This is a genomic window from Listeria ivanovii subsp. londoniensis (assembly GCF_000763495.1).
Classification (GTDB): domain Bacteria; phylum Bacillota; class Bacilli; order Lactobacillales; family Listeriaceae; genus Listeria; species Listeria londoniensis.
The window spans coordinates 2,890,095-2,901,571 of the sequence record NZ_CP009576.1; the positions used below are offsets into that span (position 1 = coordinate 2,890,095).

An 11,477-nucleotide genomic window follows, 5' to 3' on the forward strand; every position below is an offset into this window, starting at 1 on the left:
GTAGGAGGAAAAAAAATGACAGTTAGTAAAGTTGCCATTGCTTCAGACCATGGCGGGATTGAATTGCGTAAAAGTATTATTTCTTACCTTGAAAGTGCTGGAATTAGTTACCTGGAATTTGGTCCGGAGACACCCGAATCAGTGGATTATCCAGGCTTAGCTATTACCGTTAGTGAAAAAGTTGTAAACGAAGAAGTAGATCGTGGAATTTTAGTTTGCGGTACCGGAATTGGTATGAGTATCGCTGCTAATAAAGTAAAAGGCATTCGTTGCGCGCTTGTTGGCGATACATTTAGTGCCCACGCAACTCGGGAACATAATGATACTAACGTCCTTGCACTTGGAGCTAGAGTAATCGGACCTGGCCTTGCTGAAGACATTGTCAAAATCTGGTTAAAAACTGAGTACGAAGGTGGCCGACATGCTAATCGTGTTGGACAAATCACTGCTTATGAAGATAGTCACGATTGAAAATTTGAACCGACCGAGCTGAATAATTGCTCGGTCGGTTTTTATATCCACTTTATTAATACTTCACAAATAGTAATTTTTTCCCTTTTAAATATTAAAAATGAGAAAAATTACACATTGCAAGCAAGAACATTTGTTCGTATAATATATATAAACAATCACTGTTTGTTAGAATTATTGGAGGTGTTATCTGATGGATTATCAAGATCGCGGCATGAAGAAATGGGGCGGATTTTTATTAAGTGAGCATACCGAAGCAATGAAAACCGCAGAACCAATCTTAACGTGGAAAGAATCCATGACTACAGAAGCAATTGAGGATGTACTAGGTAGTGCGATGACACATAGTTCTATGCTTGTTATTCAAAAAAAACCGCTAGACCCAGAAGCAGCTCCTGAAAAAGATATTATTGGTCGCATTTCTGGAGTCGAAAATAATACTATTTACATTAGAAACTCGGAAGGTATTATTCCACTCTCCTTTTCTGCGATTAGAAATGTAGAAGAAAGGAGTGTCGAGAAATGGTACAAGTAGAGGATTATAATCACGCACCACGCCGAGATATTTTATGTATAGATATTAAATCGTTTTTTCGCTTCTGTTGAGTGTGTGAAGCGTCGACTCAATCCACTGGAGGCTTATTTGGTCGTTATGAGTAATGCCGAACGAGCTGGTGGGCTTGTTTTAGCAGCCACTCCTAAGATGAAATCCGTGCATCATATTAAAACCGGTTCAAGGATGTACGAACTTCCAACTTGGGATGAACGTATTATTATTGCCCCTCCACGAATGAAACTTTATTTAAAAGTAAATGCGATGATTCAAGCCATTTTCAGACGTTATGTTCCTGCTGAATTTATTCATGTTTACAGTATTGATGAGTGTTTTCTAGATATTACCGGGTCACATCTGCTCTTTGGAAGCACCGACGAAATTGTCCGGAAAATTCAGCGCGATATCTTGGAAGAACTACGACTTTATGTCACGGTTGGTATTGGTGATAACCCACTTCTCGCTAAACTCGCACTAGATAATGTCGCTAAAAATCGTCCCGACGGCATTGCTGAATGGCGCTACGAAGATGTTCCAGAGACAATTTGGAAGATTAAGCATTTGGAAGATGTCTGCGGAATTGGTCACAGAACAGCCGCACACCTCAAAAGAATGGGTGTTTTCAGTATGTATCAACTCAGCCAAACCCCACTACCAGTTTTAAAAAGCGCGATGGGCATCATTGGTGAGCAGTTGTATTATCATGCGCATGGTCTTGATTACAGTCGTTTAAATGAAAAATATGTCCCTATCAATAAGAGTTACGGCAAAAGCCAAATTCTCGAGAAAGACTACCACATTCCAGCTGAAGTAGAAATTGTTATTCGTGAAATGGTAGAAGAAGTGGCCATGCGCTTACGACAAAACCATGTAGACACTTCCGTCATTCATTTAAGCATTGGCTACAGTAAATACAGCATAAAAAAAGGATTTAGCCATCAAGCTAAAATCCCTTCTACTAATAGCAGTCATGCGCTTATTCCCTATTTTCTAGAGTTATTTAGACGTTACGATGAACGCGAACCAGTGCGCTCAATTGCAATTTCATGTGGAAAAATCACTTTGAAAGCTGGTCTGCAACTGAACTTATTTGAAGATGTCAATCGAACATTAAACCATGAACAGCTCGAAGTCACAGTCGATAAAATTCGGATGCGTTATGGTTTTAAATCTTTGATGCATGCAAGTAGTTTGCTAAATGGTGCAACTGGCTTGAAACGCTCAGATATCTATAGTACCCTTAGTAGAGACCAAGATATCCAATATACTTACATTTTCTTATAGGCTGGACAGTCCTTTTCTTACTGTCTACTATATGAGAGAATAAACAAAAGGAGGCTTTCTATGAGAGTACAAGAAGTCATATTAAACAATGGAGGGAGAAGATATTTAGTTCTAGACGATCAAGGGAAACCGATTCAACCAGTTTTACAATATATGAAGTATCTAGATAATACACAAAAGAGTCCCAACACACAGCGTACTTACTGCTATGCATTGAGAGACTATTTTGTTTTTTTGTCTTTAACTGAAACAAGCTACGAACTTGCCAACATCAAAACAATAGCAAATTTTCTATCCTGGTTAGTAAACCCCACTTTAATTGAAAGAGTTCAACACCTAATACCCCCCACTTTAAAAAGCGAAAAGACAGTCAACTTAAAAGTTACAGCTGTACTATCCTTCTACAAATTTCTCTACCAATGTTAAACGCAACTGAAAAAGGGGCCATCGGATGATTCAAAAAGGGGCCAAAAAATTATTTTAGCCAATTCTTGGTATCTTCTACACGAAAAGATGGACCACTGAGATCCAATACATGGGCCCGATGGGCCAAACGGTCCACCATAGCTGCCGTAAGCATTGGATCTTTAAAAGTTTCTTCCCAACGATCAAATGACAGATTTGTTGTAATAATCATAGAACCAGCAGTTGTTCTATTGGAAAGAAGATTAAACAGTATTTCGCTACCAACTTGATCAAATGAAACATAACCTAATTCATCTAGGATAACTAAATCGTATTTGCCAAATCGACGTTTATAAAAATTTAGTTGATTGGCACTCATAGATTCTTTTAATTCGATGACTAGATTGGGAATATTGGTAAATAGAACACTTTTACCTGAAAGACAAGCTTCCATTCCAAGAACAGTCGCTAAATGTGTTTTTCCAACGCCTGGATTTCCCATTAGAATAAGATTCTCTTTTTGTTCAATAAAACGTAAGGTTTTCAGTTCTTTGATTTGCTTCTTCAATTTGGTTTCTAAATGGCTATCCATATAATCATCAAAAGTAACTTTACTTGGTAATTTTGATTGACGTATCAATGTTTGGATTCGATTGTTTTGTCGTTGCTCAAGTTCTACTGTAAGTACTTGAGTGATAAATTCTTCATAACTTTGATCAAGATCAATTGCTTGCTGGATCAAAGCCGAATAATTTCTTTTTAAATAAGGAAGTTTTAGTTGTTTAGCGTATGTTTCAATCATTTATTTATCACCTTTCTCACCTGATGGATCACATTGTATTCTTGCAATTGATTTCTTGCTTCATTTACTGCACGACCCGGCAAAGTTTTAAAGACCTTTTGGTCTTTTATTGCTTCTTCTTCCAACTGTAGAATGAGTTGGTCTATGGAATCTCCCAAGTGTTGTTCAATAAATTGAAGAAACCTCCGTGGAGTCTTTTGGTAATACAGAAGGAAGCAGCGATGAAGCTTAGGTGCTTTCTTCAATACAAGTGAATGCTCTAGTGACTTAGGTTTTCGTAAAAATGTGGTTAAATAGTGTCGAATATCAATGGAATATTGTTTTTCTCCTTTTTGAATGGTATGTGTAGCGATAACTTGACTAGAACCCACTATCTTTAGTTCATTGAGGTAACGCTTTACGGTAACTTTTTGACCAACTAAATAATCTGGCACAGAGTAATAATTTCCGTCTACATGTACAAAACTATATTTGTCTACGGTTTGCTTTGTTGTTACACCATAATCATAACTTCCTCTCAGTGCTTGTAACTGAGCTTGTTCCACCACAATTGTTGAAGCTGAATTCAGTTCAATCATTGCCTGATCTAGATGTTTTTGAGCGTGTTCAATTGATTCAAACTCATATTGTTTAATGAATGCTTTTCTTCGGAGAACCTGGACACTTTTTTCTACGTGTCCTTTTTCATGACCACTAAATGCATTGGTTACAATTGGTTCAAAACGGTAGTAAAGAGCTAATTTTACTAATTCATCATTGAGCTCCTTTTCATGTGGACCTATGAAACGTTTAACTACATTTCGCATATTGTCATAAACGACTGTTGAATAAACACCTTTGAGGTGTTCAAAAAAACGGATATGTGCATCAAGAAACACTTGTTGGTTCGCCGATTCATAAAGTTTCCCCCAGCGATAACCAGAAGCAGGACAAGAAAATACAGCGATAGTTAACGTTCGTTTTTGTTGATTGATCAAACATTTTACTTCTCCAAAATCAAATTCTGCCCGATAGCCTAAAGGATATAATTGCTTGATATAAGCTTCTTTTTTTGCTTGGACTTTTTCTCGAACATAAGGACGTAAAGTACTCTGTGCAATGTCAAACCCTTCAGATACTAGTATTTCGTGAATAGCAACAATCGTTAATTGTTGTTTATGAGGACCCAACTGTTTTGCTTTTAACTGATCAAAGGCAAGTATTTCTTCGACCCGTTGGTCGATTTCAGGAGTATATTTCCTTGGTTTTCTATTCTTAGATTGATAAGTAGGGGGGGCAGTTAATGCCTCTTTTTTCATAGGATCTGCTGGGTCATTTTCTAAGTTTCGTTGTGCAATTTGATATTGTCTCCAATAACGACTAACCGTTTTTCGGTTTAGTCCCAATTCTTTTGCGACAGATCGTTGAGAACGCCCACCTTCTAATAGACGTATGATGGTTAATTTATCCATAAATTTTATCACTCCAGGACCTCCAATAAGTAAACTGACTCTTTACTTATTGTGAGTTAGTAGTGGTCCCTTTTTCAACCATCGCACCTATAAAAAGTGGCCCCTTTTTAAATTAGCATAAACAGAAAATACGCGCATATCCTCGATTTCTAACAAAAAAATAAGATCAGATAATAAAAGTGGCCATACTGGTGTGGCTTTTAAAGATAACAAATGGGTTGCTCGAATATGTGTTTCCGGAAAAGAATATCATTTGGGGTCTTTTGATCAAAAAGAGGAAGCGATTGCTGCGAGAGAAAAAGGTGAAGAGTTATATTTTAAACCTTTAGTAGATAAATATAAGAAGTAAATTATAAATCTGTTACATAAAGTTAGTAAATAGTAAATGCTTTGTTTGAATATCTGATTAAAACCTACACGAATGAAGGCGAAACAGTTCTAGACAATTGTATGGGGAGTGGAACTACTGCAATAGCATGTTGCAACACAAATAGAAAATATATAGGATTTGAGACCGATAAGGAGTATTATGAAAGGAGTCTGCGGAGAATTGAAAGACATAATAACAGTTACAATGATATTTACTCAATTTGAGTTCTTTTATACAGATATATTGTCAAATTAGCTTAAAATATGTTATTATATAAATGAAAAGAGAGCCATGCGTTAACATGACTCCCGTAACAGTAGCACCGTTTAAAAGACGGTAGCCATCGGTATTAAAATAGAAGTAACTATCTAACCCTCGGCAAAAGTGGTTTAGATGGTTACTTTTTTGGTTTGTTGAAGTCTAGTATGAGCACGACTAATGTGGCAAAAGTCAACATTAAAGTCATTGCTTCAAATACAGACATGCTTTATTCCTTTCCAGGAGTAAAACCTTTGTAAACCATAGGCATCACCCCCTAAATGGGATTTAGCCACCATCTTTCCACAATTACTACTGCTTTTCTATTATAGCATTGATACAAATCAAATAAAATAGAATAATAACTTAACCATACGTTTACTATTAGTCAGGTATTTCTTTATGATTAATCATGTGTTAATATGTTAATAAAAAAAGAACCATGAATAAACATGGTTCGATAAGATAAACACTTATTAGGTGGTAGTTGGTTTTGTATGTTTAAAAGTAATCACTGAACTCGCCAAAGTTTATGAGTGATTATTTTTTGTTATTTTGATTGCTTAGTAACAACACCAATGTTGCAAAATTAACGGCAAAAGACAGTGCTTCGTAAGTAGTCATAGGCGTCCCCCTTTCTTTAAAAATCTAGCTACCACCAAGTATCTTTATACATTTTTATATTAACAGAGAAAAATGCTTTCCTTTCTGCACGATTCACACCGAACCTTTTATTTTATGTACATAAGAAGTATATGTGCCTTCCCCTCTGTGAGTTGTCAAGTTAATCCTTGTAATAGCAGGTGCGAGTGAATTTTTACAGATCGTGAACGTCTTTTCTTGTGTTGGATCTGGGAAAAATTTATAAATAATTTATTAGCGAAGTTCTTAAAAGTGAATTTGACTCAATGGCATTGAGTTAGATTGGGGAGAATAGCGAAAAATCTTGGCGCTCTGAGAGAGAAGGCGAATTTTTGTTTTCTCTTTTTTCTTCATGCGTTTTGAATATTACTTAATATATCATATAATGATATTATGTAAGATTCGGTAACGAGGTGTTTTTTAGAATGGAAGAGATGCAACCAATTAAAGATTTGAAAAAAATTGCGCTCATGAAAGATATTTTATCCAGGGGCGATTTTGGAGAACGAAATGTGTTGTTGTTTTCCATCGGTATTAATACCGCTTATCGAATTTCGGATTTATTGCATTTAAAGTTAAGCGATGTATTAGAAATTTATCGACAAAAAGTTCGGGTGAAAAGTCGGCTGAAGATGAAAGAGCAAAAGACGGAAAAAAATAACTCTGTGATCTTAACGAAGAAGTTGCAGAAGGACATTTGGGAGTATGTGCTAAAAAAACATGCGCAGGCAATCCAGGAACAAGAGTTAAATCACATTTGTTCACTAGTCGGAAGAAAAATGGGGGAGAACGGCCATTAAGTCGGCAACAAGGCTGGTATATTATCTCCAAAGCTGGAAAAAAAGCAGGGTTACAACATTTAGGTACGCACAGCATGCGAAAAACATTTGGCTATCATTTGTATAAAAATGGAGTAGGCTTGGAATTGATTCAACTGTTGTCAAATCATTCTTCACCAAAAATCACACTTAGATATATCGGTATCGAACAGGAAGATAAAGATCAGGCGGTAAGTAGTTTAGGGTTATAAAACATCAAAAACCAGAACAAAAAGTTCCGGCGAGGATGAGTTCCTTCTATTTCCAGGAAAGGCTCTATTTTCGTGTTTTTCATACTCCGATACCCATCTATAGAGCGTGTTTTCATGTACTTCTCATTGCTTGGAGAAAAAACGAACTGGATGTTTTTTCTTTACTATAAGGTTGACTGCTTGGAATTTAAATTCTTTAGAGTAGTTCTTTCTTTTCATGATAGACTCCTTTTCTCAAATTCGCTTATTTTTATTGTCTACTCTAGTATAACCATTCCAACCTTTTTTTATTTTCACTATTAATTACTGTCCAGAATGTGCTATAATGTTACTAACCAACGGTCAATAAAAGGAGTTAAAAATAATGTCCCCTCGTAAAATAGCTTCTCAAGAGCTGACGAAAGAAATAATTTTACAAAGTGCACGATCCCAATTTGTTGAAAAAGGCTTTCAACAAGTTTCCATGCGTAGTATAGCAAAGCTACTTCACTGTAGTCATGGTGCGATTTATTATTACTTTAAAAATAAAGCAGAACTGTTTTATGCCATTGTAGAAGATGATTTTTCTGAACTGAACAATCGGTTAGAAGAAACAATTCAGGGATCTGAAGATGATTCAGCAAAACTTTATAATGTACTTATTCGTTTTATTGAATTTGGATTAAACCACCAGAGTCAGTATGAAATCATGTTTCTGTTAAGAAATACCGAGGTAGACAGTCTATCTCAAGTAGCGGCCTACCAAAGTTATCAAAAATTTGCTCAAACGGTCCAATCTCTGTCAAAGAAAAGGTTGGAAAACGTAGATGTGTGGTCCGCATTTTTAGCGTTACATGGCTTTGTTTCACATTATTTCGGCTATGTTGATGATTTTGAAGAGGCGAAGTCTGCAGCTGAATTACACGTGAATTTTATAATAAAAGGTTTAAATGGATAGGGGCATTTTAAATGCAAGACTAGAACTTGCATTTATTTTTTAATATTTTTTAACCGGTGGTCAAAAATGAAAGGAAGTGTCTTATAAATGAAATCTGCATTAGTTTTGGGTGCATCAGGTGGAATAGGTTATGCACTAGTTCTTGAGTTAGTTAATCGGGGCGTAGAAGTGGTTGCCTTCTCAAGAAGAAAAGAAAGATTGAATGATCTTTATCAGCATGAATCAATGGTAACTATATTCGCGGGAGATGCATTAGTGGAAAAGGATGTTATCGAGGCAGCTAATGGCGTAGATGTAATCTTTCATGCGGTGAGTTTTCCTTACCAGGAATGGAAGGAAAAACATCCTTTATGTATAGAGATAATAGTTCGAGCTGCCGAGATACACCAAACAAAAATTGCCTTGGCCGATAATATTTATGCCTACGGTAGACAACCCAAAATAGAAGTAAAAGAAAATGCGAGCAAGGAGCCCTTTACAAAAAAAGGGAAAATACGACTTGCTATGGAAAATAGGTTGAAAAGAAGCGATATCCCTTGTTTGATTGTCCATATGCCTGATTTATACGGACCGAATGCAGAAAACACAATGATTCATGAAACATTAAAAAACGTAGTACTAAATAAAACTGCAAGCTTTGTTGGTGACATCAAAGTGGCTCGAGAATTTATTTTCACAATGGACGGTGCAAAGGCAATGGTGGAATTAGCTTTACGAGATGATACGTACAATCAAAATTGGAATATTCCTTCTGCGCACCCAATTACGGGAGAAGAAATTATTGAGATTTTACGTAAAGAAACAGGGTATAAAAAGTCAATTAGAACTGTCTCCAAAACAATGATTCGGTTTGCTGGACTATTCCAACCATTCATGAGGGAGATGGTTGAGATGATGTATTTGACAGAGGAGCCCGTAATCTTAAGTGGTGAAAAATACGAAGAAGAAATAGGAACTATACCAAAGACTCCATATAAAGAAGGGATTAAAGAAACATTAAATTGGATGAATGAGAGGGTATAGGGGTTACCTCTTATTTAATATGCAAGATCGTAATTTGGTGAAGTTAAAAGGTTATAATTTTTTCTAGTACTAACAATTATGCACAATTGTTATAAAATATTGAACCACTCTCATTAATCATTTTCGATTTGCAAAGAGCACTAGATTAAGAAATGCAATAGGAACATAATATACTACTATCACAAACGTTAAGTATCTACTATTGATAATTAATTGAAAAATGAGGCTGGACGTATAGGACTTTAAAATGGGACACATTAGCAATTCAGTCGAACAATTCTCTCTTGCTATTCCAGTGGTTGTTGAAGTTCACAAATGAAGAGGGATTAAGGAGAATAATTACGAATTTAACTACATGTTACTTGTTATAATGTATACAATCATCAAATAGCCTTACACTAATTACTTTTGGAGGAAACACAATTATGAAGAAGAGTAAACGAAGAAGTAAGTTGAAGCAGATAGGATTGCTATTTCTAAGTGCCATTTTATTAGTAAATGTTATATTTCAAACTAGTGCTTTAAAAGCAGATGCTGCCACTAGTTACGGATCTGATTTTCTGAAAACGCTTGAACTACAGGATGAAGATGGAAACGCATCTACAGATTTTGATAAATATGACAATGTAAAAATTCATTATACATGGGAAATTCCAAATTCAGCAGATGTTAAAGCTGGAGATACGATGGACTTTACACTACCAGCAGAAATAATACTACAAGCTAATTCAAACTTTGAATTAAAAGATAGTAAAGGAAATGTGGTAGGTAATGCTACTGCATCAAGTAGGACTGGAAAAGTAACCGTTACATTCACTGATTACGTAGAAAATAATTCTGATATTAATGGATCACTCGATTTTTGGAGTGGTTGGAATAAGGAAATTATAAATGAATCTGAAAATTATCCAGTTGAATTCCCATTAAATGGAGAAACAACAACTATTACTGTAGATATTTCAGGAACTCCAATTGCACCAACAGAAACAGCTTACAAATATGGATGGGTAGATCAAGATAATCCAGAAATCATTCATTGGGTAGTTAGAGTAAACTATGCTGAGATAAGTATTGAAAATGCAGTATACGAAGACACTATTGGGGCTAATCAAACTTTAGATTTTAGTTCTTTACAAGCTTTTCATGGTACCTATTCTGGGGACTCATTTACAAAAGGAGCTCAAGTTCCAGCAGCAGCCTTTAGTCAAACAAATGGTGGGTTTAAAGTAACTTTAGGAAATATTACAGATACGGTGAGGATTACTTACGATACTATTGCTACAGATGGAGGAGCGTCAGATAAGTATACGAATGCTGGTTCATTAACTGGTGATAATTATGTTACTCGTGAAATCCAGAATGAAACCCCTTATTCCGGTGGAAATGGTAGTGGAGATGGTACAACGGGATCTGTAGAATTAACAAAAATAGATGATACCACGCAAAAGAAACCTCTTGAAGGTGCAGAATTTAAACTAGTTAATTCAGCAGGAACAACTGTTCAAGAAGGTTTAACAACAGCAGCCGACGGGACATTATCTATTACACAATTGAAGTTTGATACTTATCAGCTTATAGAAACAAAAGCACCGGCAGGTTATGTTTTAGATAATACACCAGTTGAATTCACTATTGATTCAACACATCAAGCTATTTCTGTCACAAAAGAAAATACAACTATCAAAGGTTCTGTATCACTAACAAAAACAGATAGCGCAACAGCGGCAGTACTTGCAGGAGCAGAATTTGAGTTGCAAGATAGTACAGGTAAAACACTTCAAACAGGTTTAACAACGAATGAGCAAGGTATATTAACAGTAACAGATTTAGAACTAGGTGATTATCAACTAGTAGAAACAAAAGCACCGGCAGGTTATGAGCTAGATAGTACACCAGTCGTATTTACTATCGGACAAAATAGTACCAATGTATCTGTTACCAAAGAAAATACAAAGATTCCTGCAATACCAGATAAACCATTAACACCAGATACACCCGAAATGCCCATAATACCAAAAAAACCAGTAATTCCAGTAATACCAATCACACCGGCAGCTGTGTTACCACAAGCTCCAATTTCGAGGACAGTGATAAAGGAAACAACTAGTATGGTTAAGTTGCCAAAAACTGGAGACACGCCATTACAGTCTGATTTAGGATTATTATTAGTAGCACTTTCAACAGGTAGTTTAATTCTATTAAGAAAAAATAGACAGGGTTAAAAAATAGTATAATGATTTAAAATAGAAGC

General features: G+C 35.7%; 12 protein-coding genes and 2 pseudogenes. 11 read left to right on the forward strand and 3 right to left on the reverse strand.

The annotated features are described in order from the left end of the window. The first annotated feature begins 15 nt into the window (after window positions 1-15). The 4 genes from rpiB to JL53_RS14325 all read left to right on the forward strand — a co-directional run bounded on the left by rpiB (window position 16) and on the right by JL53_RS14325 (window position 2,734). On the forward strand, window positions 16-471 hold the full coding sequence (rpiB, locus tag JL53_RS14310; protein WP_038407968.1) for a ribose 5-phosphate isomerase B: 456 nt from the start codon (window positions 16-18) through the stop codon (window positions 469-471). 193 nt (window positions 472-664) lie between these two features. Further along, window positions 665-1,006 carry a hypothetical protein gene (locus JL53_RS14315; RefSeq protein WP_038407969.1) on the forward strand — a complete coding sequence of 114 codons (342 nt, stop codon included), beginning with the start codon at window positions 665-667 and terminating at the stop codon, window positions 1,004-1,006. 42 nt (window positions 1,007-1,048) lie between these two features. Beyond that, window positions 1,049-2,308 carry a Y-family DNA polymerase gene (locus tag JL53_RS14320; protein WP_052010619.1) on the forward strand — a complete coding sequence of 420 codons (1,260 nt, stop codon included), beginning with the start codon at window positions 1,049-1,051 and terminating at the stop codon, window positions 2,306-2,308. 60 nt (window positions 2,309-2,368) lie between these two features. After that, window positions 2,369-2,734 carry a site-specific integrase gene (locus JL53_RS14325; protein ID WP_038407970.1) on the forward strand — a complete coding sequence of 122 codons (366 nt, stop codon included), beginning with the start codon at window positions 2,369-2,371 and terminating at the stop codon, window positions 2,732-2,734. Between the two features lie 49 nt (window positions 2,735-2,783). On the opposite strand, the gene istB is transcribed toward JL53_RS14325, so the two are convergent. Then, window positions 2,784-3,515 (reverse strand): IS21-like element helper ATPase IstB, encoded by a 732-nt coding sequence (gene istB, locus JL53_RS14330; RefSeq protein ID WP_038407971.1) that lies wholly within the window; start codon window positions 3,513-3,515, stop codon window positions 2,784-2,786. After that, window positions 3,512-4,978, reverse strand: a complete 1,467-nt coding sequence (gene istA / locus JL53_RS14335) for an IS21 family transposase (protein ID WP_200222257.1) — start codon at window positions 4,976-4,978, stop codon at window positions 3,512-3,514. Before istA ends, istB begins: the two co-directional genes overlap by 4 nt. A gap of 181 nt (window positions 4,979-5,159) precedes the next feature. Between istA and JL53_RS14340 the strand changes: the two genes are divergently transcribed. Both JL53_RS14340 and JL53_RS15440 read left to right on the forward strand, forming a co-directional pair. After that, entirely contained in the window at window positions 5,160-5,315 is a 156-nt protein-coding gene (locus tag JL53_RS14340; protein WP_234288471.1) for a hypothetical protein, read from the forward strand. A 38-nt stretch (window positions 5,316-5,353) separates the two neighbouring features. Then, window positions 5,354-5,560: pseudogene (locus JL53_RS15440) on the forward strand (DNA methyltransferase); the annotation flags it as partial. A gap of 173 nt (window positions 5,561-5,733) precedes the next feature. Here JL53_RS15440 and JL53_RS16060 read toward each other — a convergent pair. Then, entirely contained in the window at window positions 5,734-5,820 is an 87-nt protein-coding gene (locus JL53_RS16060; protein WP_394355642.1) for a putative holin-like toxin, read from the reverse strand. Window positions 5,821-6,661: 841 nt separating this feature from the next. Here JL53_RS16060 and JL53_RS16065 point away from each other — a divergent pair. From JL53_RS16065 to JL53_RS14365, 5 genes and pseudogenes are all read left to right on the forward strand, one after another. Next, window positions 6,662-7,036, forward strand: coding sequence for a site-specific integrase (locus JL53_RS16065; protein ID WP_221637802.1), 375 nt, complete (start codon window positions 6,662-6,664; stop codon window positions 7,034-7,036). After that, window positions 6,994-7,158 (forward strand): annotated as a pseudogene (locus JL53_RS16070) (tyrosine-type recombinase/integrase); the annotation flags it as partial. The gene JL53_RS16065 and the pseudogene JL53_RS16070, both read left to right, overlap by 43 nt. Before the next feature lie 472 nt (window positions 7,159-7,630). After that, window positions 7,631-8,203, forward strand: coding sequence for a TetR/AcrR family transcriptional regulator (locus JL53_RS14355; RefSeq protein ID WP_038407973.1), 573 nt, complete (start codon window positions 7,631-7,633; stop codon window positions 8,201-8,203). A gap of 87 nt (window positions 8,204-8,290) precedes the next feature. Next, on the forward strand, window positions 8,291-9,226 hold the full coding sequence (locus JL53_RS14360; RefSeq protein WP_038407974.1) for an SDR family NAD(P)-dependent oxidoreductase: 936 nt from the start codon (window positions 8,291-8,293) through the stop codon (window positions 9,224-9,226). A gap of 422 nt (window positions 9,227-9,648) precedes the next feature. Next, window positions 9,649-11,448, forward strand: coding sequence for a SpaA isopeptide-forming pilin-related protein (locus JL53_RS14365; protein WP_038407975.1), 1,800 nt, complete (start codon window positions 9,649-9,651; stop codon window positions 11,446-11,448). Window positions 11,449-11,477 lie beyond the last annotated feature (29 nt).

Excerpts from the sequence above, each read along its gene's own strand:
- rpiB (WP_038407968.1), top strand. The coding sequence starts at position 16 with ATGACAGTTAGTAAAGTTGCCATTGCTTCAGACCATGGCGGGATTGAA.
- JL53_RS14315 (WP_038407969.1), top strand. The coding sequence starts at position 665 with ATGGATTATCAAGATCGCGGCATGAAGAAATGGGGCGGATTTTTATTA.
- JL53_RS14325 (WP_038407970.1), top strand. The coding sequence starts at position 2,369 with ATGAGAGTACAAGAAGTCATATTAAACAATGGAGGGAGAAGATATTTA.
- istB (WP_038407971.1), bottom strand. The coding sequence starts at position 3,515 with ATGATTGAAACATACGCTAAACAACTAAAACTTCCTTATTTAAAAAGA.
- JL53_RS16060 (WP_394355642.1), bottom strand. The coding sequence starts at position 5,820 with ATGTCTGTATTTGAAGCAATGACTTTAATGTTGACTTTTGCCACATTA.
- JL53_RS16065 (WP_221637802.1), top strand. The coding sequence starts at position 6,662 with ATGGAAGAGATGCAACCAATTAAAGATTTGAAAAAAATTGCGCTCATG.
- JL53_RS14355 (WP_038407973.1), top strand. The coding sequence starts at position 7,631 with ATGTCCCCTCGTAAAATAGCTTCTCAAGAGCTGACGAAAGAAATAATT.
- JL53_RS14360 (WP_038407974.1), top strand. The coding sequence starts at position 8,291 with ATGAAATCTGCATTAGTTTTGGGTGCATCAGGTGGAATAGGTTATGCA.